The sequence below is a fragment of the Streptomyces sp. NPDC091279 genome (assembly GCF_044757465.1).
Lineage (GTDB): Bacteria > Actinomycetota > Actinomycetes > Streptomycetales > Streptomycetaceae > Streptomyces.
Map to the genome: position 1 here is coordinate 78,440 of NZ_JBIVVA010000011.1, position 26,708 is coordinate 105,147.

Consider the following 26,708-nt stretch of genomic DNA (forward strand, 5'->3'; position numbering starts at 1 on the left):
GCCGATCAGCGTCCTTCTTCGATCCAGGTGGCGTCCGGGCCGTCCAGCACGATGTCCCAGTGATAGCCGAGGGAGAACTCGGGCACCGACAGGCTGTGGTCGTAGGTCGCCACCAGCCGCTGCCGGGCCGCGTCGTCGGTGACCGACTGGAGGATCGGGTCGTAGGCGAACAGCGGGTCGTTCGGGAAGTACATCTGCGTCACGAGCCGCTGGGTGAAGGCCGTGCCGAACATCGAGAAGTGGATGTGCGCGGGCCGCCAGGCGTTCACGTGGTTGCGCCACGGATAGGGGCCCGGTTGCACGGTCGTGAAACGGTAGTGGCCGTCGGCGTCGGTGAGGGTGCGGCCGACGCCGGTGAAGTTCGGGTCGAGCGGGGCGTCGTGCTGCTCGCGCTGGTGGGCGTAGCGGCCGGCCGAGTTGGCCTGCCAGATCTCCACCAACTGGCCCCGGATCGGCCGCCCTTGACGGTCGAGGAGACGTCCCGAGACGGTGATGCGCTCGCCGATCGGCTCGCCCTGGTGCTGCCGGGTGAGGTCGTTGTCGATCTCGGTGATGTCCCGTTCGCCGAACGCGGGGGAGTGCAGCTCCACCAGCTCCGGGTCCTGCCGGACGTCGATGGTGACCGGCGGCTGGTGCGGGTGGCGCAGCACCGAGGACCGGTAGGGCGCGTAGTCCCGGCGCGGGTGGTGCTCGACGGGGGCGCCGTCCGCGACCCGCTTGCCGTAGGCGGCGTGCTCGGCCGCGATCTCCTGGTCGATGTCGTGCTGGGTGAGTGTCATGGGTTCCTGCCGGGGTCAGCGTTCGAGGACGAGGGCGAGGCCTTGGCCGACGCCGATGCAGAGGGTGGCGACGCCGATGCCGGAGCCCTGGTGGGCGAGTTGGTGGGCGACGCTCCCGGCGAGCCGGGCACCGGAGGCGCCGAGCGGATGGCCGAGGGCGATGGCACCGCCGCGCGGGTTGAGGATCGCCGGGTCGAGGTCGGGCCACTCGGCGACACAGCCCAGCACCTGGGCCGCGAACGCCTCGTTCAGCTCCAGAACTGACAGGTCGTCAAATCCCTTGCCCGCCTTGGCAAGTGCCCGGTTCACGGCCTCCACGGGGGCCAGCCCGAAGTACTGCGGGTCGGTCGCCGAGACGCCGGTCGCGGAGATCCGGGCCAGCGGCTCACGGCCGGTGGCGCGCAACCCCTCCTCGTCCGTGAGGAGCAGGGCGGCGGCGCCGTCGTTCAGCGGTGAGGCGTTGCCCGCCGTCACCGTGCCCCCGTCCGGGCGGAACGACGGCTTGAGCCGCGCCATCGCCGCGAGGGAGGCATCCGGGCGAACGGACTCGTCGGCGCCGAAGACCACCGGGTCACCCGTGCGCTGCGGAATCGGGACCGGCGCCAACTCCCCGTCGAACAGGCCCTGTTGCTGAGCCGCAGCGGCCTTCTGGTGGCTGGCGAGGGCGAACGCGTCCTGCTGCTCACGCGTGATCCCGTGCTGGTCGGCGATGAGTTCGGCGGACTCGCCCAGCGGGATCGTCCACTGCGGGTCCATCCGCGGATTGACCATCCGCCAGCCCAGCGTCGTCGAGTACAGCTCGGTGTGCCCGGCCGGGAACGGGCGGTCGTTCTTCGGCAGGACATAGGGCGCCCGGGTCATCGACTCGACGCCACCGGCCAGGGCGATGGACGCGTCCCCGACGGCGATGGCGCGGGCCGCCTGGATCACCGCTTCGAGCCCGGACGCGCACAGCCGGTTGACGGTGACGCCGGGCACCGAGGTGGGCAGCCCCGCGAGGAGCCCGGCCATGCGGGCCACGTTGCGGTTCTCCTCGCCCGCGCCGTTGGCGTTGCCGACGTACACGTCGTCGATCCGCGCCGGGTCCAACTCGGGTGTGCGGGCGAGGAGTTCGCGTACGGCGTGGGCGGCGAGGTCGTCCGGGCGGACGCGCGCGAGACCGCCGTTGTACCGGCCGATCGGGGTGCGGACGGCGTCGACGACATAGACGGTGTTCACGCTGACAGCTCCTCGGCGATCCGTACCTTCGCGGCGGTCTTCGCCACGATCTCCGCGACCGGGACCCCCGGCGCGGTCTCCACGAGGACCAGGCCCTCGGGGGTGACGTCCAGGACGCCCAGGTCGGTGATGACCCGGTCCACGCACGCCTTGCCGGTCAGCGGCAGCGCGCACTCCTCAAGGATCTTCGGCGCGCCGTCCTTCGCGGTGTGCGTCATCACGACGATGACCGTGCGGGCCCCGTGCACCAGGTCCATCGCCCCGCCGATGCCGGTCACCAGCTTCCCCGGCACGGCCCAGTTCGCCAGGTCACCCCGCGCCGACACCTGCATCGCGCCCAGCACGGCGACATCGATGTGGCCGCCCCTGATCATCGAGAACGACAGCGCCGAGTCGAAGAACGACGCCCCCGGCAGCACCGTGACGGTCTCCTTGCCCGCGTTGATGAGATCCGGGTCGACCTGGTCGTCGGTGGGGTAGGGGCCGGTGCCCAGGATGCCGTTCTCCGATTCGAGGATCACCTCGACGCCGGGCGGGAGGTGGTTCGGGATCAGCGTCGGCAGCCCGATCCCGAGGTTGACGTACTGCCCGTCCCGCAGTTCACGCGCCGCTCGGGCCGCCATCTCCTGGCGTGTCCAGGCCATCAGCTGCTCACCGTCCGCTGCTCGATCCGTTTGTCGGCGGCCTGCTCGGGGGTGAGGGCCACCACCCGCCGCACGAAGATGCCGGGCACATGCACCGCGTCCGGGTCGATCTCGCCGGGCTCCACCAGCTCCTCCACCTCGGCGATCGTCACCCGCCCGGCCATCGCGGCCAGCGGGTTGAAGTTGCGGGTGGACTTGTTGAAGACGAGGTTGCCGTGCCGGTCGCCACGCGCCGCCCGCACCAGCGCGAAGTCGGTGCGGATACCCCGTTCCAGCACGTACTCGGTGCCGTCGAACTCCCGCACCTCCTTCGGCGGCGACGCCAGCGCGACCCCGCCCCGCCCGTCGTAGCGCAGCGGCAGACCGCCCTCGGCGACCTGCGTGCCGACGCCCGCCGGGGTGTAGAACGCCGGGATGCCCGCGCCCCCGGCCCGCAACCGCTCGGCCAGCGTGCCCTGCGGGATCAGCTCCACCTCCAGCTCACCGGCCAGGTACTGGCGCGCGAACTCCTTGTTGGCCCCGATGTACGACCCCGTGACCCGGGCGATCCGCCCCGCCGCCAGCAGCACGGCGAGCCCGGACTCCATCGCCCCGCAGTTGTTCGAGACGACCGCCAGCGAGCCGACGCCGCGTGCGTGCAGCGCCTCGATCAGGACGTTCGGCACCCCGCTCAGGCCGAACCCGCCCACCGCCAGGGACGCGCCCTCCGGTACGTCGGCCACCGCCGCGTCGGCCGTGGCCACCACCTTGTCCATCCGGGAAGGCCCCTCTCGTCCGCACACCCGACACCCCGATTAGTCAGGGCACTGAGTATTTCGGTGACGTTTCCTTCACGCTCCCATCGGACCGCGACGCCGTCAAGACCCCGGGAAACAGCGGCACACCGGCGTGCGCACGCCCCACGACACCTCCGGTCATCGACGGTATCGTTCAGTGCACGTTTCAAAGAGACAGCCACCCATGACGGACGAACCTCGGGAGCGCACATGGCCGCGGTGGACCTCACCACCCACCCCGGGCACCTGGCCCGGCGGCTCCAGCAGGCCCACTACCTGCTGTGGAACACGATGGTCTCCGAGGAGATCACCTCGCCGCAGTTCGCGGTCCTCAACGCCCTCGTCGCCGAGAGCGGCCTCGACCAGCGCACGGTGGGAGAGCGGGTCGGGCTCGACCGGTCCACCGTCGCCGAGGTGATCAGCAGGCTCGGCCGCCGCGACCTGCTCGACAAGGTGCGCGACCCCGGCGACGGCCGCCGTTTCCTGCTCCGCCTCACCGACGAGGGGCGGCGCGTCCACCGCAAGCTGACCGTGCGCACCGCCCGGATGAACCAGGTCTTCCTGGCCCCGCTCTCCGCCGCCGAACGGCGCACCTTCTTCGACCTCATCGGGCGGGTCGCGGACGCGGCCGAGGGGCTCCGCAACCCGACGGAACCCCTCGCCGCACCGCACTGACCCAGGTCAGGACGTTTCCGCGAACACCACCCACACCTGGCCCTCGGCGAAGTTCACCGGCTTCCCATCGCGCGTCGTGAAGTCCGTCCCGCCCGTCGCCTTCGCCCGCTTCCACCGCACGTCGAACGCCCGCCCGTCCCGCAGCACCTCGGCGGCCCCGGACCCCACGGTCTCCGTGTACGGCGTGTTGTTGCCGAGGAAGTCGTGGAACCGCGAGGAGCGCACCTTCACGTACTGCACCACCACGGTCGCCGGCGCCACCCGCTCCCCGTCCGACATGGTCGGCGTGGCATCCGTCGACACCAGCCAACGCCCGTGCTGCGCATCCCAGTCGAAGGTGAAGGACGACGTCGGGTACCGCACCGTCCGCGACGCCTGCGGGGTGCCCCCGTCGGGCGCGGCACCGAAGCGGAAACCGTTCGTCAACGCCGCCGAGGTGGGCGCCGACGGCAGCAGCCGGGCCGGACGCACGAAGAGGTTGTGCGGCGCGACCTTCTCGGCGCCCCGGAAGAAGGCCCCGGACACGTTCCCGGGCAGTTCCGCGCGGAGCGGCGCCTTGCCGATCAACGGCAGCAGCCGGTGCTGCGCCCCCGAGAAGGCGAGCGTCGGCCGCCCGTACTGGCGCAACAGTTCGAGATCCGACTCACGGGCACTGCGCACCGGCCCGACGACCTTCGGCAACGTCGTCGCGTACACCGCCATCAACCGGCTCAGGCCGCCCTCGACCTGCTCGGCGTAGACGATGTCCGCGGCCTGGAGCCCGGTCTGCGGACGGGCGGCCCGCACATTGTCGATCTTCACGGCGAGCGGGGCGGGGGTATCGGCGTGCCGCTGCGGGGCGGGTGAGTTCGGTGGGGTCCGGGTGACCTGCGGGGTCTGCGGTGCCTTGGAGGTCGCCGCCGGGGTGAGGCTCGGCTGCCCCCGGTTGTCGTCGAGCGGATTGTGCGACCCGGCCCCGCAGCCCGCCGCCAGCGTGACCGTCACCGTCGCGGCCAGCAACGCCGTCGTCGTCGTGGCGCGTCGCGTCCGCGCTCTGTGTCCCATACCCACCGTTGCCACCCAGTCCGTTTGTTCGGTTGTGCGTTTGTCGTTTCATCGCTGTCCCTCCCCGATCCCTCCGGAAAGCGCGCGCTGAACACGCCCGAACGGGTGGCCTAGTCCATCGAACGGCGCAGACCGGACCCCCGGACGGGTGACGGCGGTAAGCCGGAGCGGGGTGCGGGGCGGGGAGCGCGACGAAGGGCGCGCGGGGCAGGGGGGGCGCGAGGCGGAGGGCGCGTGAGCCGGTGACGCGGGGCGCCGAGGGCGCCGTTGAACGACGGGCTCGTGGCCGTCGGCTCAGGCCCGCGGGGTGAGGATCTCGGCGAGGTCGTAGCTGACCGGCTCTTCCAGCTGCGCGTAGGTGCAGGTCAGGGGCGTACGGTCGGGGCGCCAACGGCGAAAGCGCGTCGTGTGCCGGAACCGGGCGCCGTTCTCCAGATGGTCGTACGCCACCTCGGCCACCCGGTCCGGCCGCAGCGGCACCCACGACAGGTCCTTCTTGCCGGACCAGCGGCTCGGGGCGCCGGGCAGCCGGGCCTCCTCGTGCGCCGCCTCCTCGGCCCACGCCGCCCAGGGATGCCCCGTGACATCGGCCATCCGCAACGGCTCCAGCTCGGTCACCAGTTCCGCGCGCCGTTTCATGGTGAACGCGGCCGACACGCCCACGTGCTGGAGCACGCCCCGGTCGTCGTAGAGCCCGAGCAGCAGCGAGCCCACCACCGGGCCACTTTTGTGGGGGCGATATCCGGCCACGACGACATCCGCCGTGCGCTCGTGCTTGACCTTGAACATCGCCCGCTGGTCCTGGAGATAGCGCAGGGTGAGCGGTTTGGCGACGACGCCGTCCAGACCGGCCCCCTCGTACTGCTCGAACCAGCGCCGCGCGACGTCGATGTCGGTGGTCGCCGGGGCCACGTGCACCGGCGCCGTCACCCCCGACAGGGCCATGGTGAGCAGCGCCCGCCGGTCGGCCAGCTCCACGTCGAGGACGGACTCGTCGGCCAGCGCCAGCAGATCGAAGGCCACGAACGACGCCGGATTGCGCGCGGCCAGCGTCCGCACCCGGGAGTCGGCGGGGTGGATGCGCTCGGTCAGCGCGTCGAAGTCGAGGCGTCCCGCACGGGCGATGACGATCTCCCCGTCCAGCACGCACCGCTGCGGCAACCGCTCCCGCAAGGCCTCCACCAGCTCGGGAAAGTACCTGGTCAACGGCTTGCCGGTGCGGCTGCCGAGGACGACATCGGGGCCGTCGCGGAACACGATGGCCCGGAATCCGTCCCACTTCGCCTCGTACTGCATGCCGGGCGGGATGCTCGCCACCGACTTCGCGAGCATCGGCTTCACGGGCGGCATCACCGGGAGATCCATATATCGACTTTATGGTTCGGGGCCGGGGCCTGCCCGTCGGGCCGCCGCAGCGTGTGCGCGACGGCGCGGCCGGTCCTACCGTGGCCGCATGGGCGAAGCGGTGGAACTCGAAGCGGGCGGTCGCACCGTCCGGCTGTCCAGTCCTGACAAGGTCTTCTTCCCCGAGCGCGGATTCACCAAGCTGGACCTGGCCCGGTACTACATCGCCGTCGGACCCGGCATCCTGCGCGCCCTGCGCGACCGCCCCACCACCCTGGAGCGCTACCCCGACGGCGTCACCGGCGAGAACTTCTTCCAGAAACGGGCGCCCAAGAACATGCCCGACTGGATTCCCACCGCCCACATCACCTTCCCCAGCGGGCGCAGCGCCGACGAGATGTGCCCCACCGAACAGGCGGCCGTCGTGTGGGCCGCCCAGTACGGCACGCTCACCTTCCACCCCTGGCCGGTACGGCGCGACGACGTCGACCGCCCCGACGAACTCCGCATCGACCTCGACCCCCAGCCCGGCACCGACTACGACGACGCCGTCCGCGCCGCCCATGAACTCCGTTCCGTACTCGACGAGTTCGGCGGCCTGCGGGGCTGGCCCAAGACCTCCGGCGGCCGGGGCCTGCACGTCTTCGTGCCGATCGAACCGCGCTGGACCTTCACCGAGGTGCGGCGCTCCGCCATCGCCGTGGCACGGGAGTTGGAGCGCCGGATGCCGGACCGGGTGACGACGAAGTGGTGGAAGGAGGAGCGCGGCGAGCGCATTTTCGTCGACTACAACCAGACGGCCAGGGACCGCACCATCGCCTCCGCCTACTCGGTACGCCCCCGCCCGCACGCCCCCGTCTCGGCGCCGCTGCGCTGGGAGGAGGTCGGTGACGCCCACCCCCGCGACTTCGACCTCGCGACGATGCCGGCCCGCTTCGCCCGGCTGGGCGATGTGCACGCCGACATGGACGACCACCGCTTCCGTCTGGACGCCCTCCTGGAACTGGCCCGCCGCGACGAACACGACCACCACCTCGGCGACCTGCCGTACCCGCCGGAGTACCCGAAGATGCCGGGTGAACCCAAGCGGGTACAGCCGAGCCGAGCCAGAAAGGACACTCCGCCCGAGCCCGACTCCGGTGCTCCTAAAGCTCCTTGACCCTGATGTCCCGGTACGACACCACGTCCGTCGTGCTGTGCACCTGGAGACCGAGATACCCGGAGGCGAAACGGCGCCCGTCGGTGCCGGGGTCACCGGCGCGGGGCGGGGTGAACTCCTGGCCGCCGATGTTGTCGAACGCGTTGATCAGGACGCCGTTGCGGTAGATCGAGTAGTGCTGGTCGACCACCCGGATCTCGTAGTCGTTCCAGGTGCCCTTCTGGGCGACCCCGGCCCCGGCGAGCCCCACCCGGTCGAAACCGTAGACCGAGCCCGTCTTGTAGAGGTCGCCGTCGGGCCGGTCCAGCACCTGGATCTCGTGCCCGTACGTGATGGCGACCCACTCCGGACGCGGCTCCTCGGGGTGGTCGTGGACCCACGGGAACCGCACGAACACACCGGAGTTGGCGTTGCCGGTGCCCGGGGCGTCGTCGCGCCACTGGAGGCGCAGCGAGAAGTCACCGTACCTGCGCTGCGGGAACCACAGCATGCCGAGGCCTTCGGTGGTCGTACCGCTGGTCATCGTGCCGTCGGGGTTCAGCGCGAACGAACCACCGCCCACGTGCTGCCAGTCGGCGAAGGAGTCCGCGCTGCCGTCGAACAGCGCCCGGTAGCCGTCGTGTTGACCCGGCCTGCCGATGCCCGACTCTCCGGCGGCCGCCCGGATGGCGTCGGACTCGCGGGCGTCCACCACGCCCTCCCTGAACAGCCGGTCGAGGACGGTCCCGACGTGCTTGAGGAACAGCGCGTGGGACGTCCACTCCTTCTCGTCCTCGATCAACTCGTTGATCCGGCACCGGTCGTTCGTCACCCGGTTCGGCACCCCCGAGTCGACCGTGCCGACGATCACCGTCAACCGCTCGTCGAACTCGGGGCAGTTGGGCGCGGGCACCCCGCCACCGGCGACCACCGTGAAGCTCACAGCGGCGGACGCCGAGGTGTTGCCCGCCCGGTCGCTCGCCCGGTACGCCACCGTGTGCCGGCCCGCCCGGTCGACGAACACCGGCCCGCCGTACACCAGATAGGGACCGCCGTCGAGCGAGTACGCGATGCCCGCGACCCCCGAACCGCCCTCGTCGGCGGCGCTCACGGTGACCTGGGCACCGCCCAGGTACGCCCCGTCGGAGTTGCGGGTGCCGGTCACGGTCGCACCGGTCACCGGCGGAGTGGTGTCCTGAGCGGGCGGCGCGACGACGGTGAAGGTGACGCTCCGCTCCGCCGACACGTTGCCCGCCCGGTCGGTGGCCCGGTAGCGGACGGTGTGGGTGCCGACCTGATGCACCATCACCGGCCCGGTGTACGCCTGCCAGTCACCCGAACCCACCGCGTACTCCACGGAGTTGACGCCCGAGCCGGTGTCGGAGGCCGACACGGTGACCGTCGCCATGTCGAGATAGGCGCCGTCGGCATCCCGCGCACCGCTCACGGTCGCCGACGTCTGAGGCGGAGTCGTGTCGTCGGACGGCGGGGCGACCACCGTGAACGTCACACTCTTCACGGCGGACACCTGGCCCGCCCTGTCGGTCGCCCGGTAGCGGATCGTGTGGTCGCCGACCTGGTCGACGAGGACCGGGGCGGTGTACGGCTGCCAGACGTCCGCGTCACCGACGGCGTACTCGATCCGGTCGACGCCGGAGCCGCCGTCGTCGCTCGCGGTGAGCACCACGGTCGCCGAACCGACGTACTGGCCCTGCGCGTTGGGAGTGCCGCGCACCTCGGCGGAGGTCTCCGGTGCCGTGGTGTCCTCGCCGCCGGGCTCGGTGACCACCAGGATGCCCTGCATCTGGCCGTGGCCCGGGATCGTGCAGTGGTAGAAGTAGCGGCCCGGGGTGAGGGTGACCTCGGCGGTGTGCCGCCCGCCCTGGTCGTCGGCGGGGTTGGCGAGGATGTTGAGCTGGACATCGCCGTTGAACTCCGGGTCCGTCGTCGCGAACGTCACCGTGTGCGGCATGCCCGTGGTGTTGCCGGTCGCCGCGCTGTTCTCGAAGACGATCGTCGCCTGCCCGGCCACCGCCGTCGTCGGCGCCGAACCGTACGCCGTGATGTCGTCACCCGCCGTCCAGGTCAGCACCTGGGCGGCGGCCGGTTGTCTGGGGCCGGTCCTGGCGCCCGCCGTCGACTGGAGGCCGAGCACCATGAGCAGGGCGGCCAACAGGGCCGTCAGCACGCGGTGTTGCTTCAACACTGCCCTCACCTCGCCAGCAGGTTCGCGGCCGGGGTCGGCCCGCCGCCCGTGTAAGTGACCTTCCACAGCGCCGACTTGGCGTCCGAGGTGAAGAACCCCCGCCCGTAGTCGAGGACATACAGCGCCCCGTCGGGACCGAACTTCCAGTCCATGAGGTTCTTGATGCCGTCGTTGCCGATCGGCACGATCTTCTTGAGCGACTCCGCGTGCACCGGAAGGCCCCCGTCACCCTGCGTCCTCGGGTCGGTGAGCACCGCGTCACGCGGCTGATCGGCGTCGTAGAAGTCACCGACGAACCACTTCCCGTCCCAGTACGCGGGCCACTTCGCCGCACTCGTGCTCGCCGCGTCGTACCGGTAGACCGGCCCGTTCATCGCGGCCTGCCCGCCGCCCTTGAGCCACGGCAGCAGATAGGTCGCCTCGTCCTGCCGGTAGGAGGGGACGCCGTGCGCGTCGCGCGGGTAGTCCGGTGCGCCGCCCTGGGGCGCGTACCAGATGTTGTTGCCCGTCACCGGCGGCAGATTCATCAGACCGTCGTTGTTCGGGGACTCGTTCTTCGGATGGTCGCAGTCGTACCAGCCGAGCGGCTTAGAGGGATCGGGCAGATTACGGTCCCGATAGGGCTGCTTGTTGCCCATGCAGTACGGCCAACCCCGGTTACCGGCCCGGGAGATGACGGCGAACGTGTCGTACTTGGCCGGCCCCCAGATCGTCGACGGCACCGACGCGTCCGGCCCGACCCAGCCCGCGTAGAGGATGTCGGTGCTCCGGTCGACGGAGATCCGCGCCGGGTTGCGCACGCCCATCACATAGATCTCGCCGCGCGTCCGGCCGCCGCCCTCGTCGGTCTCCCGGCCCGTGAAGAGGTTCCCGGCCGGGAGCGTGTACGTCCCGTCGGACTCCGGATGGATGCGCAGGATCTTGCCGTTGAGGTTGTTGGTGTTCCCTGCGGTACGGCGCGCGTCGGCGAACGAGAGGCCCTTGTAGTTCGGCGCCGGGTTGTTGCCGGAGTAACCGTCGCTGAACTGGCTGGAGTTGTTGTCGCCGGTCGCGATGTACAGGTTGCCCTTCGAGTCCCAGGCCATCCCGCCGCCCGCGTGACAGCAGCTGTGCACCTGCACCGGCCACGTGAGCAGCACCTTCTCGCTGCTCAGGTTCAGCTTCTGGGTGGCGGGGTCGAGGGTGAAGCGGGAGACGCGCCGCGCGGCCGTTTGCCGGTCACGGTCGAGGCCCGAGTGCGGTGTGTAGTGCAGATACACCCAGCCGTTCTCCGCGAAGCGCGGGTCCAGCTCGATCCCGAGCAGCCCCTCCTCGACCTTGACCAGCTCGTCCCCGCCGCCCTTGTTCCCGAAGACCGTCAACTCGCCTGCCAGGGTGACCTTTTGTGTCCTCGGGTCGTAGACGTGGATCTGTCCTTGGCCCTTGCCGACGTCCGGGTCGTTCCAGTCGGTGACCACGGGCCGGGAGGAGTCGGCTCCGCCCCGGCCGATGTAGAGGACGCGTCCGTCGGGCGCGGTGACCAGGCCGTGCGGTTCCCCGATCTGGTCGTTCAGACCCGCCTGGTTGGGCTTGGTCAGCCGCTGTGCCCGGTAGTTGCCGGTGATGGTGGCCTTGCAGTCGGCCCGCACCAGCCGGGTGGTCCACAGCAGCGCGCCGCGCAGATGGGCCTGGAAGTCGGCCTCGTCGTACGACGACACCGTGCCGCCCATACCGGTGTAGAAGGACCGCCCGCCGTCATAGTCCCGGCACCAACTCACCGGATGGTCCCAGCCGTTGGCGCTCACCCCGGGCGCGTACGTCGACTCCCGCACCCGTGCCACGGTGTGCACCTCGCCGGACGGGTTCTTCACCCAGTTCGGCCACTGGTCGGCCCGCCGCCACTGCACCGGCAGCTCCCTGGTCGCCGGATGCTGCCGGTCGCCCACCTCAACGACCGCACGCTGCACGGCCGTTGGGCTGGAGGCGGCGGGGCGGGCGCCGATCAGACCGGTGAACCAGTCCGAGTACGGTTCCGCGCGCGCCGCGTCATGCAGGCCGACGAACCCGCCGCCCGCCTCCATATAGGCCTCAAGACCGGCCTCCTGCTCCGCGTCCAGGACATCCCCGCCGCCGGTCAGGAACACGATCGCGTGAAAGGTCCCCAGCCGGGACCCGTCCGTGAAGACCGACGCGTCGTCGGTCGCCTCGACCGCGAACCGCCGCTCCTGCGGGCCCGTCAGCCCGATCCGCTCGATCGCCTCGATACCGGCGTTCACCACCGGCGACTCGTCCCCGGCCGCCGCGGACCCGTAGAAGATCAGCACCCGCACGTTCGCGCCGCCCGGCGGTGACGGGACAGACATCGTTGTCGACGCCGGCTCCGTCACCGGGCGCGCGCTCGCGGCCGGCCCCGACAGCAGCCCGGCGGCCAGCACCCCGGCCGTCACGGTGGCGGCCCAGGCCCGTCGTCCTGCCCTTCCCGTGCTCAACCCTCGTAAGTGCATGGGCACCTCCCCGGTCGCGGCGACAACGCCAAGGAAGCTAGACGGCTTTGCCCGGTCCGCCAATACCTACGGCCGCAATCGCTCGAACTTTGTCCCGAGTGTGGATAAACGGCTGAGGGGTCGCTACCGTCGCACGGGTCCATCACCGGCAGACCTGGGCAACGTCCTTACCAGCGTGGGGAGTTCCGCATGGACCGACGTGGCTTCAACCGGCGGATGCTGCTCGGCTCGGCGGCGGTCGCGACCTCGATGTCCCTCGCGCCACCGATCGCCCGCGCCGCCGGTCCGGCCCGCACCGCACCGGCCGGGGGAGAGGTCAGACACCTCAAGCTGTACGCCGAGAAGCTCGCCGACGGGCAGCTGGGCTACGGTCTGGAGAAGGGCAAGGCCTCGATCCCGGGACCGCTCATCGAACTCAACGAGGGCGACACCCTGCACATCGAGCTGGAGAACACCCTCGACGTCGCCGCGAGCCTCCACGTCCACGGCCTGGACTACGAGATCTCCAGCGACGGAACGACGTTGAACAAGAGCGCCGTGGAACCGGGCGCCACCCGCGTCTACACCTGGCGCACCCACGCCCCCGGCCGCCGCGCCGACGGCACCTGGCGGGCGGGCAGCGCGGGCTACTGGCACTACCACGACCACGTCGTCGGCACCGCCCACGGCACCGGCGGCATCCGCAAGGGCCTCTACGGGGCCGTCATCGTCCGCCGCGCGGGAGACATCCTGCCGGACCGGACCCACACGATCGTCTTCAACGACATGACGATCAACAACCAACCCGCGCACTCGGGGCCCGACTTCGAGGCCACGGTGGGCGACCGGGTCGAGTTCGTGTCGATCACGCACGGCGAGTACTACCACACGTTCCATCTGCACGGTCACCGCTGGGCCGACAACCGCACCGGCCTCCTCACCGGGCCGGACGACCCCAGCCAGGTCGTCGACAACAAGATCGTCGGCCCCGCGGACTCCTTCGGCTTCCAGATCATCGCGGGCGAGGGCGTCGGAGCGGGCGCCTGGATGTACCACTGCCACGTCCAGAGCCACTCGGACATGGGCATGGTCGGCCTGTTCCTGGTGAGAAAACCAGACGGCACGATCCCGGACCACGAGAGGGGGCACCCGCACGGGGCGGGGGAGGGTGCGGGTACGGGTACGGGGGCGGGCACGGACGCGGCCGACGGGGCGGATGCGGCGCACGCGCATTGAGCCGAGCGGCGTGAGCGCCGGGTGCGTGTGGCGGCGCGGACGCTGCTGATGGGTCGGATGTGGCGCACGCGCGTTGAGCCGAGCGGCACGGCACGAGCGCCGGTACCTGCGGTGGGCACGGGGCGGATGCCGCTGGTGGCTCGGATGCGGTGCACGCCCGCTGACCCGCGCGGCACGAGCGCCGGGCACGTGTGGCGGGTGCGGGGGCGGACGCTGTTGACGGGGCGGATGTGGTGCACGCCCATTGAGCGGCGCGGCACGAGTGCCGGCACGCGCGGCGGGTGCGGATGTCCCCGATGGGTCGGATGCGGTGCACGCCCGCTGACTCGCGTGGCACGAGCGCCGGGCATGTGTGGTGGGTGCGGGGGCGGTTGCCCCTGATGGGTGGGATGCGGTGCACGCCCATTCGCTCGCGCGGGCATGAGCACCGGCACGCGTGGCGGATGCGGGGGCGGATGCCGTTGATGGGTCCGACATGGCGCACGCCCGCTGACCCGCGCCGTATGAGCACCGGCACGTGTCCGAGAGCGCTCTCATCTCCCCACTCGCCGGAGTTATCCTGATCGGCACCCGCCGGTGAGGAGCCCCGAGTGACCGACACAGCGCGTCCCACGCTGGAGGCCGTGGCCGCCCTGGCCGGGGTGTCCCGGGCCACCGCCTCCCGGGTGGTGAACGGCGGCGACGGGGTCAGCGAACCCCTTGTCGAACGGGTACGGCGCGCCGTGGAGGAACTCGGCTACGTCCCCAACCAAGCCGCCCGCAGCCTGGTGACCCGGCGCCACGACGCCGTCGCCGTGGTGATCGCGGAACCGGAGACCCGGGTCTTCGCCGACCCCTTCTTCGCCCTCCAACTACGCGGCATCAGCAAGGAGTTGACAGCCCACGACAACCAACTCGTGCTGCTGCTCACCGAGGGCCGCGACGACCACGCCCGGGTCGGCCGCTACCTCGCGGGCGGCCACGTCGACGGCGCGCTCGTCTTCTCCCTCCACCTCGACGACCCACTCCCCGCCCTGATCCGCCGCGCGGGCGTCCCCACAGTTTTCGGCGGCCGACCGGACTGGAGCGACGGTGGGGGAGAGGGGAGCGGGGTTACCGGGGGCGGAGGTCTGAGTGGTGCCGGGGGCGATAGGGCCGAGGGGTTGCGTGGTGCTGGGGGCGATAGGGCCGAGGGGTTGCGTGGTGCTGGGGGCGATAGGGCCGAGGGGTTGCGTGGTGCTGGGGGCGCCGGAGTTGAGGGCTTGGGCGATGGCAGGGGCGACGGGGTCAGGGGCTTGCGTGCCGCCGGGGGCGCCGGGGGCCTGGGCGAAGGTCAGGGTGATGGGGCCAGGGCCCTGCGTGATGCCGGGGAAACCGGCGCCGGGGACCTGCGCGACGGCGAGGGTGATGGGGTCGGGGGCCCGCGCTGTGGGGATGGCCGCGGGCGGGCGAGCTGCGGGGGCGATGCCGATGCGGGCCGGGGTGCGGATGCCGGCGGAGATGTCGTCGGGGACGCGAGCGGCGGAGGTCGGCGAGTTGGGCCGAGTGGGAGATGCGCCGGGGGCACCGGTGGTGACGAGGAGACGGGCCGTGTCGACGCTGACGGCGCTGGCGAGTGGGGACCAGGCGACGGGGGTCGGCAAGCTGGGCCGGGCAGGCGCGACGCCCGTGGCACCGGCGGCCACGGCAAAGCCGCCCGCGACCACGCCGACGGCGACGGCGTGGTGTACGTCGACAGCGACAACCGTGGCGGCGCCCGCACGGCCGTACGCCACCTCGTCGGGCTCGGCCGCACGCGCGTCGCGCACATCGCCGGCCCACTGGACCAGACGTCCGCCGCTGACCGGCTCGACGGCTTCCGGGACGTCCGGATCGACGCCGACCCCCGGTTGATCGTCGAGGGCGACTTCACCCCGGCCGGGGGCGAGCGGGCGATGCGCGAACTACTCGACCGCCGCCCCGACCTGGACGCCGTTTTCGCCGCCAACGACCTCACAGCGGCGGGTGCGCTGCGGGTGCTGCGCGAGCGGGGGCGCCGGGTGCCCGAGGACGTGGCGGTGATCGGCTTCGACGACATGCTGCCGGTCGCCGAGCAGACCGACCCGCCCCTGACGACGGTCCGCCAGGACATCGAGGGGATGGGCCGACTGATGGCACGGGTGCTGCTGCGCCGCCTCGATCACCGCACCGGGGACGCGGGGCTGCCCGTCGCAGGTGCTCACGACGCCGTGACATGGACCGGCGCGCAGCGCACCGGCGGCACGAACGCACCGACCGGCATCGTCCTCCCGACGACCCTCATCCGCCGAGCCTCCGCGTAGACGCAGACCAAGCCTGCGCTCACCGCCCGCCATGCCCGCGCCGGACGCTGACCGAGCCACGTTCGCGTGCGCCGAGCCCGCACTCCTCCGCACTCGCGCGTGCATCCCCTGCCGAGCCCGTCCCCCTGCCCGGTCACCCGGTGCCCGCTCCCTGACCGCCCCCTCCGTCTACCCGCCCTGCCTTCCTGTCGCCGCCCGTCATGCCTGCGCCGGACGCTGACCGAGCCACGTTCGCGTGCGCCGAGCCCGCACCCCCGCCGCCCCCGCGCGCATCCCCTGCCGGGCCCGTCCCCCTGCCCGGTCACCCGGTGCCCGCTCCCTGACCGCCCCCTCCGTCTACCCGCCCCGCGTTCCTGTCACCGCCCGTCGTGCTGGCAGCGGGCGCTGACCAGCTCACTTTGGCGTCCGTCGAGCTCGCCCCCCTCTTCCACGCGCCCCCATTCCCTACTGAGCCGGTCCCCTCTGCCCGGTCACCGGTGTCGTCCTCTAACCGCCCCTTCCCTCTCAGCCTTCCTGCCGCCCCCCCCGGCATGCCCACAACGGGCTCTGGCCAGCCCGCTTCTGCGTGAGCCGAGCCTGCACCCCGACCGCGAGCCCGCGCCCTCCGCAACCGCACCCGTCCCCCTACCGAACAAGCCGCCCCCCGCCCAGTCACCGATGCCCGCCCCCCGTCCGCCTCCCTGCTTCCCGCCCCCGTCTCAGCCCTCTCGTTGCTCGCTTCTGATCACCGCGAAGCGGGCGCCGAAGGGGTCGGCCAGCTTGGCGATGCGGCCTACCCCGGGGATGTCGGTGGCGGACATGCGGACCGTGCCGCCCAGGTTCCGGGCGTCGGAGACGACGACGTCCGTGTCGGTGACCTCGAAGTACGGCAGCCAGTGGGCGCCGGTCTCCGTCGGGTCGGCGGCCAGGGGCACGATGCCACCGAACATCGTCTCCTCGCCCGCGTCGGCGGGGTTGACGCAGGTGTAGGTGCCGCCGGGGAAGGTCACGGCGGACGTCTCAAGCCCCAGCGCCGAGTGGTAGAAGGCGGCAGCCGCCGCGACATCCGCCGTGTACAGCTCGACCCAGCCCAGCGCACCGGGTTCGTTCGCCGCGTCGAGCCCCTTGCGCTCGCCCGGCTGCCAGATGCCGAAGGGCACACCGGCCTCGTCGGCCAGCAGCGCCATGCGGCCCTGGGCCATCACGTCCATCGGCGGCACGACCACTGTGCCGTGTGCCTGCGCGGTGGCCCGGGCCGTGGCGTCGGCGTCCGGGCTCTGGAAATAGACGGTCCAGGTCGGCGGCGACTGCTGCCCGTCCGTCTGCATGCCACCGGCCACCGTCCTGCCGTTCAGCTGGAAGAAGCCGTAGCCACCGGCGTCGGGCCCCGCCGACTGGAACGTCCAGCCGAAGAGCCCGCCGTAGAACGAGATGGCGCTGTCGAGGTCGGTCGCGCCGACGTCGATCCAGTTCGGAGCGCCGTCGATGAAGTGTGTGGTGAGCATCGTCGCTCTCCTTAGAAAGGTCCCGCCCGAAGGTCCCGTCCCGTGCACTCACGAGTCTTGCACCGACCACTGACAATCGCGGCCGGAGCACCACGCCCCCCGCTCGGCACGGGCCTTGACGCGCAGGTCAGAGGGCATGGCGGAGGCTCTCGGGCACGGCGTTGATCCGACGTTGATCGAATGTTTCGCGCTGCGCGACACGATCTGAGCATGCACATCGAGACGATCCCGCCGGCCGCCCCGCAGTGGCAGGCACAGGCGCTGTGTGCGCAGACCGGAGCCGACTTCTTCTTCCCCGAGCCGGGCAGCTCGGTCCGGGAGGCGAAGCGGATCTGTGGCATGTGCGAGATACGTTCCGCCTGCCTCGACCAGGCCCTCGCCAACGATGAACGCTTCGGCGTCTGGGGCGGCCTCTCCGAGAAGGAACGCCTGGCCCTGCGCCGCACCTCGCACTAGACGCTCGCCGCCGACGCTCCGGCCCTGGTGAGCCGCCCGCAGGCACGCCGACGAGGCGACCGCCGAGGCGGGCCGTTCCGTCGTGCGCCACTGACCGGGCGCGCCGGGAAGACAACGGGAACAGACGAGACAGACGAAACAGACGAAGGGGCGCACCGGGAAACGGTGCGCCCCTTCGTGTGGGACGGATCAGGCGCGGCGGGCCGCCATCCGCGCCTTGCGCGCCGCCAGCTTCTCGTCGAACTTGACGGCCTCCGCGTCCAGGCCGCTCATGTACAGACCCAGTTCCTCCTGCGCCTGCATGCCCTCGGGGCCGAGGCCGTCGATCTGCATGACCTTGAGGAAGCGCAGCACCGGCTGGATGACGTCGTCGTGGTGGATACGGACGTTGTAGACCTCGCCGATCGCCATCTGCGCGGCGGCGCGCTCGAAACCGGGCATGCCGTGGCCGGGCATCCGGAACTGCACGACGACATCGCGGACCGCCTGCATCGTCAGGTCGGGCGCCAGCTCGAACGCCGCCTTCAGGAGGTTGCGGTAGAAGACCATGTGGAGGTTCTCGTCGGTCGCGATCCGGGCCAGCATGCGGTCACAGACCGGGTCGCCCGACTGGTGGCCGGTGTTGCGGTGCGAGATGCGGGTGGCCAGCTCCTGGAACGCCACGTAGGCGACCGAGTGCAGCATGGAGTGCCGGTTGTCCGACTCGAAGCCCTCACTCATGTGGGCCATCCGGAACTCTTCGAGCTTGTCCGGGTCCACCGCGCGCGAGGCGAGCAGATAGTCACGCATCACTATGCCGTGCCGGCCCTCCTCGGCCGTCCAGCGGTGCACCCAGGTGCCCCAGGCGCCGTCCCGGCCGAAGAGCGAGGCGATCTCGTGGTGGTAGCTCGGCAGGTTGTCCTCGGTGAGCAGGTTGACCACCAGGGCGATCTTGCCGATCTCGGTGACCGGGGACTGCTCCTTGCTCCAGGCCTCGCCGTCCTCGAAGAACCCCGGGAAGTTACGGGCGTCGCTGAACGGCACGTACTCGTGCGGCATCCAGTCCTTCGTGACGGCGAGGTGCCGGTTGAGTTCCTTCTCAACCACTTCTTCCAGGGCGTACAACAGCTTGGCGTCGGTCCAGCCGGCGGGGCTGCCAACGTGCGGAGAAGTGATCGTCACGGAGACTCCAGGGGGACGCGCAACAACAGGGGAACGAGGACTACCGGCGAGCGGTGCCGGAACCTACGGCATCGTAGGCTACGAAACCGTAGGTTACGTTGCCGTAGGTTAAGGCAGGCGTAAAGGGCCCTGATCAGCAGGGTTCTTGAGGCATGTCAGAAAAACCCAGGAGCCGCAGGTCCCGGGATGAAAGGGTGGCGCTGTCACCCGTCAGGAGTACAGCTCCCGGAGCCTGACCGAGAGGCACGTCACACATCCTTCGAGCTTCTCGAACTCACTGATGTCGACGACGACCGGCTCGTACCCGAGCCCGGCCAGCAGCTCCGCCGTCCGCGGCGCGCTCGCCGCCAGCAACAGCCTGTCGCCGCCGAGCAGCACCACGTGCCCACCGGACTCCTCCGGGACCGGCAGGAAGCGCGGGAACAGCGCCGGCTGGTCCACCACCGGCGGGTACCCGATGACGGTCCCGTCGGGCAGCGCCGTCACCGCCGACTTCAGATGCAGCACGGTGCTCATCGGAACGGCCACCACGCGCGCCCCGAGCGGCTCGAAAACGGCCCGCAGCTGCCGCACCCCGGCCGCGTTGGTCCGCCCGCCCCGGCCGACGTAGATCGTGTCGTCGACCTTGAGTATGTCGCCACCCTCCAGGGTGCCCGGCTCCACGATCCGGTTGACCGAGCAGCCGAGGCCGGTCACCGCCTCCGCCACACCGGCCGTCTCACCACGCCGGGACCCGGCACCGGGCCGGGTGATCAACGCGACGTTCTTGTACATCACCACGGCGTCCTCGACGAACACCGCGTCGGGACAGTCGTCGGCCGCACCGACCTCGACCGTCTCCCAGCCCTGTGCGCCCAACGTGTCGACGTACGCCTCCCACTGCTCGACGGCCAGCGCGACGTCGACCTCCGCGCGCGTGATGTGCGTGACCAGGCCTTCGGCCAGACGCGGGCCGGGACGGCGGACGAGAGCCTTCTTACTGGGCACGAGGAGGTCTCCACAAGGGCAGCAGGACAACGGCGGACCGGGCCCCCGTGGTGCGCGGGCCCGGTCCGCCATCATGCAGCACATCCGCGCGGCGCAGGTTCTCGGCTTCGCTGTCCGGCGACGGCACCGTGGCCCGGGGGCCTTCTCGTTGTCTCGGACGGTGTCCTGTCTCGGATGGTGTCCTGTCTCGGGCCGTGCCGCTGGGCCGCTGTCCCCCGCGCGTGTCAGGTCATCAGGGCGAAACCCGGAGATCGTTGTTCGCGAGCTTCTTTGGAATACCGCTTCTGGAGGGGGAGTTCGCAAGGAGTGCCCCGTGCGGGGTCGCGTGCTTCTCCGGGCGCCGACCGACCGTTCTCCAGGGGCGAGCGAAAGACAAGGTGAGAGATGAAGTCCGTCATCCGGACAGCCGCCGGCGGTCCCGAGGTCCTGCGACTCGTCGAACGTCCGGTCCCCGAGCCGGGCCCGGGCGAGGTACGCGTACGCGTGCACGTCTCCGGCGTCAACCCGACCGACTGGCGCAGCCGCCGACGCGCGCTGCCGCCGGGCATGGACGAGCAGGTGCCCCACCAGGACGGTGCCGGCGTGATCGACGCTGTCGGACCGCAGGTCGACCCCGCTCGGGTGGGACAGCGGGTGTGGCTCTGGGAAGCCGCGTGGGAGCGGCCCTGGGGAACGGCACAGCAGTACACGCTCGCCCTCGACCAGCACGCCGTTGCCCTGCCCGACCACGCCCCGTTCGAGCTCGGCGCGGCCCTGGGCATCCCGGCCCTGACCGCGCACCGCGCGCTGACTGTTCATGAGAGCGGACCGGGCCGCATCGCGCCCGGCACCCTGCGGGGCACGACCGTGCTGGTGGCGGGCGGCGCCGGCGCGGTCGGCAACGCGGCCATCCAGCTCGCCCGCTGGGCCGGGGCGCGGGTGGTCACCACGGTCAGCAGCCCTGCCAAGGCCCTGTTGGCGCACGCGGCCGGTGCCCACCGGGTGGTCGACTACCGCACACAGGACGCGGCGGCGGAGATCCTGGCGTTCGCCCCCGAGGGCGTCGACATCGTCGTGGAGGTCGCGGGCACCAACGCGGCCCTCGACATCGCGGTGGCCGCGCCGGGAGCCGTGGTGGCCTACTACTCGGGCGGCGCGGACGAGCACCTGTCCATCCCCGTGCTCTCCTCGCTGTCGGCGAACCTGCGCTGGCAGGGCGTCTTCATCTACACCGTGCCGCCCGCGGCGAAGCAGCAGGCGCTCACCGACATCACGGCAGCCGTGAACGCGGGCGCCCTGCGGGTGGGCGAGGAGGCCGGGCTGCCGTTGCACCGCTTCCCGCTGGAGCGCACCGCTGACGCCCACACCGCGCTCGAACAGGGCGCTGTCGGGAAGGTCCTGCTCGATATCCCGTGACGGTCGCGGCCCGTGACGGCTCCGGCCCGTGACAGCTGCGTCCCGTGACGGCCGCTCCGGCTGCCGGCCGGTGTGAACGGCGCCCTCAAGGCGGTGCCGTTCCGGCCGGCGCCCGGCCGCGGAACCCGAGTCCGTACGGGCGGCCTGCCCGCCGTGACCGGCCAGGCACGTCCCGGCCGGGGACGACGCGCTAACCGATCTCCTCCGGGTCCGTCTCCGTCAACTCGCTGTCCAGCAGCAGCCAGCGGGTGGCCCCGATCGACTCCAGGAACGGCAGATCGTGGCTGGCCACGATCAGCGCCCCCTCGTACGACTCCAGGGCCGTCGTCAGCTGCCGCACGCTGGCCATGTCGAGGTTGTTCGTCGGCTCGTCGAGCATCAGCAGCTGCGGCGCGGGTTCGGCCAGCAGCAGGGCGGCCAGCGCCGCCCGGAACCGTTCACCGCCGGAGAGCGTGGCCGCCTTCTGGTCCGCCTTCGCGCCCCGGAACAGGAAGCGGGCGAGCCGGGCCCGGACGCGGTTGTTGGTGGCGTCCGGCGCGAACCGGGCCACGTTCTCGGCGACCGACAGCGCACCGTCGAGCACATCGAGCCGCTGCGGCAGAAAACGGAACGGCACGTGCGCGTGCGCGACACCGGACACCGGCGCCAGCTCCCCGGCGATCGTCCGCAACAGCGTCGTCTTGCCCGCGCCGTTGCGCCCGATCAGCGCGATCCGCTCCGGGCCGCGCAGCTCGAATCCGCCCGCCACGCGCGCGCCGTACGCGAGTTCCACGTCTTGGAGGGTCAGGACGGTCCGGCCGGGCGGCACGGCCGTGTACGGGAGATCGACACGGATCTCGTCGTCGTCCCGAACGGCGTCCACCGCGTCGTCGAGCCGCTCCCTGGCCTCCGAGAGCCGCTCCTCGTGCAGGATGCGGTGCTTGCCCGCGGACTCCTGCGCCGCCCGCTTGCGCGCCCCCATGACGATCTTCGGCTCGCGTTTCTGGTCGCTCATCTTCTGCCCGTACCGCTTGCGGCGGGCCAGCTTGACCTGGGCGTCGACCAGTTCGCGTTTCTGTCTGCGCAGGTCGGACTCGGCGACGCGCACCATGCGCTCGGCCGCCTCCTGCTCGGTGGCGAGCGCCTCCTCGTAGACCGAGAAGCTGCCGCCGTACCAGGTGACCTCGCCGGAGCGCAGATCGGCGATCTGGTCGACGAGGTCGAGGAGTTCACGGTCGTGACTGACCACGATCAGGACGCCGGGCCAGGCGGAGACGGCCGCGTAGAGGCGGCGGCGGGCGTACAGGTCGAGGTTGTTGGTCGGCTCGTCCAGGAGCAGCACGTCAGGGCGGCGCAGCAGCAGCGCGGCCAGCCGCAGCAGCACCGACTCGCCGCCCGACACCTCGCCGACGGTCCGGTCCAGGCCGATGTGGCCGAGCCCCAGTTCGCCGAGTGTGGCGAGCGCGCGCTCCTCGACGTCCCAGTCGTCGCCGACGGTCTCGAAGTGCTCCTCGGCCGCGTCACCGGCCTCGATGGCGTGCAGGGCGGCCCGGCGGGCGGCGATGCCGAGCGCCTCGTCGACGCGCAGCCGGGTGTCGAGCGTGACGTTCTGCGGGAGGTGGCCGACCTCGCCGGTGACGCGGACGGTGCCCTCGGCCGGGGTCAGTTCACCGGCGGCGAGTTTCAACAGGGTGGACTTCCCGGACCCGTTGACGCCGACGAGCCCGGTCCGGCCGGGGCCGAACGTCACGTCGAGGCCCTCGAAGACGGGGGTCCCGTCGGGCCAGGCGAAGAACAGGGAGGTGCAGGTGAGGGAAGCGGACATACGGGCCTCGCGGTTGCTTGGTGTGGTCAGGGGCAAGCGCGTATCGAGACACCGGCGACCGATGGCGGGGGAGGGACCCTGGAGCGAGGGCGGACACAGGAAGGCTCTGCTCCGTCGGGACGGCTCGGATGCCGAGGTCGCACGCTGCGCACACACCCGTGGTGTGTGACGCGGTGACTCAGGACCTCAGACGAGCAACGTCCTTCTCCGATCGACGGCAACAGAAGCACCATCGACGCTACGAGCGGGCCGGGCCGTAGTCAACGCATTAACGTGACGACTGATCTTCCCGAGCGAAGGAGGCACCGTGTCCGACGGCTCGCTCTCACTGCCCGCCCGCCTCTACCTGCTGGCCTGGGACCCCAGGAAGTCCGAGGTCACCGACGGCCCCCTGGTGCGGGCCGGTGCCCTGGTCGAACTGGTCCAACGGGGACTGCTCATCGACGACGACGGAGTCGCCACGCCCGTCGACCTGGACTCCGAGACGGGGGACGCGGTCCTGGACGGCCTCCTGGAACTGATCCGCGAGTCACGTCCGCACTCCTGGCAGGGCTGGCTCACCCCGCACGCGCGCGTGACGCTCGACGCCGTCCGCGAACAACTGACCGCCGACGGATACCTCCGCGCGGACCGGAAACGAGTCCTCGGCATCTTCCCGTCGGTGGCCTACACCCTCGCCCGCACAACAGCGGTCGACGCACTCAGGGAGGAGGCGGAGCAACTGCTCACAGGCCCCATCCCCCTGCCGGAGATCTCCCCCCAAGAAGCAGCCCTACTGACCCTGGCCACCACCACCCACCTGCTCCCCACCCCCGACCCCACCCGAACAACAGCCCTCACCACCCAAGCCACCACCACCTACCCCGCCCTAACCCCCCTCCTCACCACCCTGAAGCCCCAAGCCCAAGGGCCCACCAACGCCGCGTGGTAACGACCAGGAGGCCCGATCATCTAGGCCAGGGGCCCAGCAACGCCGGGAAAGGGGCGCGGGGAACTGCGCGACCAGCCACGACGGCGTGGCAGACGACCGACAGGGCAGGGCGGCGTGGGGAGCGACAGGGGGCCCGATCATCTCGGCCAGGGGCCCAGCAACGCCGGGAAAGGGGCGCGGGGAACTGCGCGACCAGCCACGACGGCGTGGCAGACGTCCGACTGGGCAAGGCGGCGTGGGGAGCGGCAGGGGGCCCGATCATCTCGGCCAGGGGCCCGGTCACGCCGGGAAAGGGGCGCGGGGAACTGCGCGACCAGCCACAGCGGCGCCGCAGACGACCGACGACCCACCCCGCCGCCCCCGGCGAAACGTTCAGGCGTCCCGCATCAATTCGACAAGGTCCCGATCGAGGTCGAGATGGAGATGCTCAAACCCGGCCGGCACCAACTCACCGCTGGCCCGCAGAAACCGCCGTATCTCCTCCGAACGGACATGCACCACAGCCGTCCCCTCGGGCGCCCGAAACTCCAGAACCGTCCGGTCGTACCCATAAGGCCGCACCCGCACGTCACCATGCCCCTCGGCCCCCTCCAACCCCGCCGAGAGCAACTCGCGAGCGAACGTCCAGCAGACGTCCACACCTTCCAGAGTGGCCGGGGCGGGAAAGGTCATACGCACCGCGAACGGATCGCTCACGTCGTAGTGCAGCGTGGCCGGGATGTTCGCCATACGGGGCGCCGCCGCGACGAGGCGAGCCTCCACGGGCTGGTCGATGACAGTGGACAACGCCTTGCTCCCTCGTACGTGACGACTGGACGTGTGTCCGGGCGGATGGGTCCGGGCAATGGGAGAGACGCAGGAACGGGCCGTTCAGTGCACCAAAGTTCCGATGAGTTCCGAGTGACCTCCATCACCGGCGCGCGGCCGCCCGGCCCGGTTCCTGACGCAGGTGAGACAGCCGCACCCGATCGGGGTACACGCCCTTGAGGACGCGAAAGGAGCCACCCATGCCACGCGGAGCGAGCCCCAAGCGGGAACGTCAGTACGAGCACATCAAGGAGATCGCGCTGCAACGGGGCGAGAGCACCGACCGCGCCGAGGAGATCGCCGCGAGGACGGTCAACAAAGAACGTGCACGTTCCGGTGAGTCGAAGACCGCGAGCCGGATCTCCACGCAGGACATGTCGTCCGGACGGCGCGGCGGCCTCCGTTCCCATCAGGGCGCCGCAGGACCCACCTACGACCAGCTCTACGAGGAGGCGAAGCGGCGCGGAGTGCGGGGCCGTTCGGACATGAACAAGAGCCAGTTGCGGAGCGCGCTCGGCAAGGACTGACCCCCCGGCCCCGGGCCGCGGAGAGGACCGTACGCTCGTCACCACCATGACGACCGTGAACATCCCCGCAGGCTGGCCCACGACCGAGGAAGAGGCCCGCGCCGTCCAGGACGAGCTGCGGGCCCGGGTGGAACGCGACGAGAACGGCCCACCGCCCGGCACCGGCCGGGTGACGGGGGTCGATGTCGCCTACGACGACGAGCGGGACATCGTCGCGGCGGCGGCCGTCGTGCTGGACGCGGCGACCCTGGACGTCGTCGCCGAGGCCACGGCCGTCGGCCGCGTGTCGTTCCCGTACGTTCCCGGCCTGCTCGCCTTCCGCGAGATCCCCACTGTCCTGGCCGCCCTCGACGCCCTGCCGTGCCCGCCGGGCCTGGTCGTCTGCGACGGCTACGGCCTCGCCCACCCGCGCCGCTTCGGCCTCGCCAGCCACCTGGGCGTCCTGACCGGCCTGCCCACCATCGGCGTCGCGAAGAACCCGTTCACCTTCACCTACGACGATCCCGGCGCCCCGCGTGGCAGCGCGTCGCCGCTCCTCGCGGGCCAGGAGGAGGTCGGCCGCGCGCTGCGCACCCGGGACGGCGTCAAGCCGGTCTTCGTGTCCGTCGGCCACCGCACGAGCCTCGACAACGCGTGCGCCCACGTGCTGTCACTGACCCCGAGCTACCGCCTCCCGGAGACCACCCGCAGGGCCGACGGGCTGTGCCGCAGGGCGCTTCAGGACGCGACCACACGCCACTGACCGACCTCGCGGTACTCCGAGTCGTACACGGCCGCCTCGTCCCCGGCGGTCAGGGCGTAGTGGTGCAGGTTGCCACCCCAGTACCGCAGAATCCGGCCCAGCTCACCCGCCGGGTCCTTGGCCAACGCGTCGTCGTCCATGGTGACTTCGAGAAGGAATTTCATACCCTCAAGTGTTTCATTGAGGTCCCCAGTGAAACTTTCGCAGCCATGAGCCGGGGGCTGTAGGCGGCCAGGCAGTAAAAGTCCCAACTCGGGCCACAGCGCCGGGCGCGGCGGGACGACTCCGATAAGTACACAGTCTGAGTATCCGTACGGATGTGCGTCCACCGCCCCGGTCGGCAGGCTGGTGCCCATGACGACGCACCGTGCCCCGAAGCCCCTCGCCGACTCGACCCGCCCCGTCGAACGCACCGTGACGCTCGCGCTGGTCCTCTCCGTCCTGGCCGTAGCCGGCTGGATCGGCGGCATGATCTACACGGTCGCCGACTGGAGCCTGTGACAAGGCCACCCGGCGAAACCCTTAAGCCAAGCCGCCCCATCCAAACCCCCTGACCCGAACCAGATCAGCTGAACCGGAGCCGACCGAACGG

23 protein-coding genes and 2 pseudogenes are annotated in these 26,708 nt (G+C 71.3%); 11 read left to right on the top strand and 14 right to left on the bottom strand.

Features of this window, described 5'->3' with window-relative positions:
• Window positions 1-5 precede the first annotated feature (5 nt).
• Genes pcaH through ACIQOU_RS26690 form a run of 4 tightly spaced genes read right to left on the bottom strand, consistent with a single transcriptional unit; the run spans window position 6 to window position 3,396 of the window.
• A complete protein-coding gene (pcaH, locus tag ACIQOU_RS26675; protein WP_401539861.1) occupies window positions 6-779 on the bottom strand; it encodes a protocatechuate 3,4-dioxygenase subunit beta in 774 nt (257 codons plus the stop codon).
• A gap of 15 nt (window positions 780-794) precedes the next feature.
• Entirely contained in the window at window positions 795-1,997 is a 1,203-nt protein-coding gene (locus tag ACIQOU_RS26680; protein ID WP_401539864.1) for a thiolase family protein, read from the bottom strand.
• The gene (locus ACIQOU_RS26685) at window positions 1,994-2,641 is read right to left on the bottom strand and encodes a CoA transferase subunit B (protein WP_401539867.1); all 648 of its coding nucleotides are present in this window, start codon (window positions 2,639-2,641) and stop codon (window positions 1,994-1,996) included. Before ACIQOU_RS26685 ends, ACIQOU_RS26680 begins: the two co-directional genes overlap by 4 nt.
• Window positions 2,641-3,396 carry a CoA transferase subunit A gene (locus tag ACIQOU_RS26690; protein ID WP_401539870.1) on the bottom strand — a complete coding sequence of 252 codons (756 nt, stop codon included), beginning with the start codon at window positions 3,394-3,396 and terminating at the stop codon, window positions 2,641-2,643. The genes ACIQOU_RS26685 and ACIQOU_RS26690 overlap by 1 nt, the downstream gene beginning before the upstream one ends.
• A gap of 231 nt (window positions 3,397-3,627) precedes the next feature.
• Between ACIQOU_RS26690 and ACIQOU_RS26695 the strand changes: the two genes are divergently transcribed.
• Entirely contained in the window at window positions 3,628-4,092 is a 465-nt protein-coding gene (locus tag ACIQOU_RS26695; protein WP_401539873.1) for a MarR family winged helix-turn-helix transcriptional regulator, read from the top strand.
• Window positions 4,093-4,098: 6 nt separating this feature from the next.
• On the opposite strand, the gene ACIQOU_RS26700 is transcribed toward ACIQOU_RS26695, so the two are convergent.
• Both ACIQOU_RS26700 and ACIQOU_RS26705 read right to left on the bottom strand, forming a co-directional pair.
• Window positions 4,099-5,136 carry a DUF3048 domain-containing protein gene (locus ACIQOU_RS26700; protein ID WP_401539876.1) on the bottom strand — a complete coding sequence of 346 codons (1,038 nt, stop codon included), beginning with the start codon at window positions 5,134-5,136 and terminating at the stop codon, window positions 4,099-4,101.
• Between the two features lie 294 nt (window positions 5,137-5,430).
• Window positions 5,431-6,501 carry an ATP-dependent DNA ligase gene (locus ACIQOU_RS26705; RefSeq protein WP_401539879.1) on the bottom strand — a complete coding sequence of 357 codons (1,071 nt, stop codon included), beginning with the start codon at window positions 6,499-6,501 and terminating at the stop codon, window positions 5,431-5,433.
• Between the two features lie 88 nt (window positions 6,502-6,589).
• Here ACIQOU_RS26705 and ligD point away from each other — a divergent pair, with 88 nt between their 5' ends.
• Entirely contained in the window at window positions 6,590-7,639 is a 1,050-nt protein-coding gene (ligD, locus tag ACIQOU_RS26710; RefSeq protein WP_401539881.1) for a non-homologous end-joining DNA ligase, read from the top strand.
• On the opposite strand, the gene ACIQOU_RS26715 is transcribed toward ligD, so the two are convergent.
• A complete protein-coding gene (locus ACIQOU_RS26715) occupies window positions 7,626-9,776 on the bottom strand; it encodes an OmpL47-type beta-barrel domain-containing protein (protein WP_401540517.1) in 2,151 nt (716 codons plus the stop codon). The genes ligD and ACIQOU_RS26715 overlap by 14 nt on opposite strands.
• Window positions 9,777-9,829: 53 nt before the next feature.
• Window positions 9,830-12,307 carry a ThuA domain-containing protein gene (locus tag ACIQOU_RS26720; protein ID WP_401539884.1) on the bottom strand — a complete coding sequence of 826 codons (2,478 nt, stop codon included), beginning with the start codon at window positions 12,305-12,307 and terminating at the stop codon, window positions 9,830-9,832.
• 189 nt (window positions 12,308-12,496) lie between these two features.
• On the opposite strand from ACIQOU_RS26720, the gene ACIQOU_RS26725 reads away from it, so the two are divergent.
• The 3 genes and pseudogenes from ACIQOU_RS26725 to ACIQOU_RS26735 form a co-directional block, all read left to right on the top strand.
• Window positions 12,497-13,522 carry a multicopper oxidase domain-containing protein gene (locus ACIQOU_RS26725; protein ID WP_401539886.1) on the top strand — a complete coding sequence of 342 codons (1,026 nt, stop codon included), beginning with the start codon at window positions 12,497-12,499 and terminating at the stop codon, window positions 13,520-13,522.
• Window positions 13,523-14,112: 590 nt separating this feature from the next.
• Window positions 14,113-14,596 (top strand): annotated as a pseudogene (locus ACIQOU_RS26730) (LacI family DNA-binding transcriptional regulator); the annotation flags it as partial.
• Between the two features lie 617 nt (window positions 14,597-15,213).
• Window positions 15,214-15,822: pseudogene (locus ACIQOU_RS26735) on the top strand (substrate-binding domain-containing protein); the annotation flags it as partial.
• Window positions 15,823-16,520: 698 nt separating this feature from the next.
• On the opposite strand, the gene ACIQOU_RS26740 reads toward ACIQOU_RS26735, so the two are convergent.
• Complete coding sequence (locus tag ACIQOU_RS26740; protein ID WP_401539889.1) at window positions 16,521-17,306, bottom strand: VOC family protein; 786 nt, start codon at window positions 17,304-17,306, stop codon at window positions 16,521-16,523.
• Between the two features lie 210 nt (window positions 17,307-17,516).
• Here ACIQOU_RS26740 and ACIQOU_RS26745 point away from each other — a divergent pair, with 210 nt between their 5' ends.
• The gene (locus tag ACIQOU_RS26745) at window positions 17,517-17,762 is read left to right on the top strand and encodes a WhiB family transcriptional regulator (RefSeq protein WP_401539892.1); all 246 of its coding nucleotides are present in this window, start codon (window positions 17,517-17,519) and stop codon (window positions 17,760-17,762) included.
• A 189-nt stretch (window positions 17,763-17,951) separates the two neighbouring features.
• Here ACIQOU_RS26745 and ACIQOU_RS26750 read toward each other — a convergent pair whose 3' ends face one another.
• Both ACIQOU_RS26750 and ddaH read right to left on the bottom strand, forming a co-directional pair.
• Window positions 17,952-18,923 carry an acyl-ACP desaturase gene (locus tag ACIQOU_RS26750; protein ID WP_401539895.1) on the bottom strand — a complete coding sequence of 324 codons (972 nt, stop codon included), beginning with the start codon at window positions 18,921-18,923 and terminating at the stop codon, window positions 17,952-17,954.
• 210 nt (window positions 18,924-19,133) lie between these two features.
• Entirely contained in the window at window positions 19,134-19,910 is a 777-nt protein-coding gene (ddaH, locus tag ACIQOU_RS26755) for a dimethylargininase (protein WP_401539897.1), read from the bottom strand.
• A gap of 384 nt (window positions 19,911-20,294) precedes the next feature.
• On the opposite strand from ddaH, the gene ACIQOU_RS26760 reads away from it, so the two are divergent.
• Window positions 20,295-21,305: an NADPH:quinone reductase gene (locus ACIQOU_RS26760; RefSeq protein ID WP_401539900.1), complete on the top strand. Its 1,011-nt coding sequence runs from the start codon at window positions 20,295-20,297 to the stop codon at window positions 21,303-21,305.
• Window positions 21,306-21,495: 190 nt separating this feature from the next.
• Here ACIQOU_RS26760 and ACIQOU_RS26765 read toward each other — a convergent pair whose 3' ends face one another.
• Window positions 21,496-23,109, bottom strand: coding sequence for an ABC-F family ATP-binding cassette domain-containing protein (locus tag ACIQOU_RS26765; RefSeq protein ID WP_401539903.1), 1,614 nt, complete (start codon window positions 23,107-23,109; stop codon window positions 21,496-21,498).
• A gap of 307 nt (window positions 23,110-23,416) precedes the next feature.
• On the opposite strand from ACIQOU_RS26765, the gene ACIQOU_RS26770 reads away from it, so the two are divergent.
• On the top strand, window positions 23,417-24,040 hold the full coding sequence (locus tag ACIQOU_RS26770) for a GPP34 family phosphoprotein (RefSeq protein WP_401539905.1): 624 nt from the start codon (window positions 23,417-23,419) through the stop codon (window positions 24,038-24,040).
• Between the two features lie 372 nt (window positions 24,041-24,412).
• On the opposite strand, the gene ACIQOU_RS26775 is transcribed toward ACIQOU_RS26770, so the two are convergent.
• Window positions 24,413-24,826 carry an SsgA family sporulation/cell division regulator gene (locus tag ACIQOU_RS26775; RefSeq protein ID WP_401539908.1) on the bottom strand — a complete coding sequence of 138 codons (414 nt, stop codon included), beginning with the start codon at window positions 24,824-24,826 and terminating at the stop codon, window positions 24,413-24,415.
• A gap of 221 nt (window positions 24,827-25,047) precedes the next feature.
• On the opposite strand from ACIQOU_RS26775, the gene ACIQOU_RS26780 reads away from it, so the two are divergent.
• A complete protein-coding gene (locus tag ACIQOU_RS26780; RefSeq protein ID WP_401539910.1) occupies window positions 25,048-25,374 on the top strand; it encodes a plasmid stabilization protein in 327 nt (108 codons plus the stop codon).
• 46 nt (window positions 25,375-25,420) lie between these two features.
• Window positions 25,421-26,116, top strand: a complete 696-nt coding sequence (locus ACIQOU_RS26785) for an endonuclease V (protein WP_401539912.1) — start codon at window positions 25,421-25,423, stop codon at window positions 26,114-26,116.
• Here ACIQOU_RS26785 and ACIQOU_RS26790 read toward each other — a convergent pair.
• A complete protein-coding gene (locus ACIQOU_RS26790) occupies window positions 26,092-26,280 on the bottom strand; it encodes a hypothetical protein (RefSeq protein WP_401539915.1) in 189 nt (62 codons plus the stop codon). The two genes, ACIQOU_RS26785 and ACIQOU_RS26790, sit on opposite strands and share 25 nt — an antisense overlap.
• A 190-nt stretch (window positions 26,281-26,470) precedes the next feature.
• Here ACIQOU_RS26790 and mmpA point away from each other — a divergent pair, with 190 nt between their 5' ends.
• Window positions 26,471-26,617, top strand: a complete 147-nt coding sequence (mmpA, locus tag ACIQOU_RS26795; protein WP_401539918.1) for a morphogenic membrane protein MmpA — start codon at window positions 26,471-26,473, stop codon at window positions 26,615-26,617.
• The last annotated feature ends 91 nt before the right edge of the window (window positions 26,618-26,708 follow it).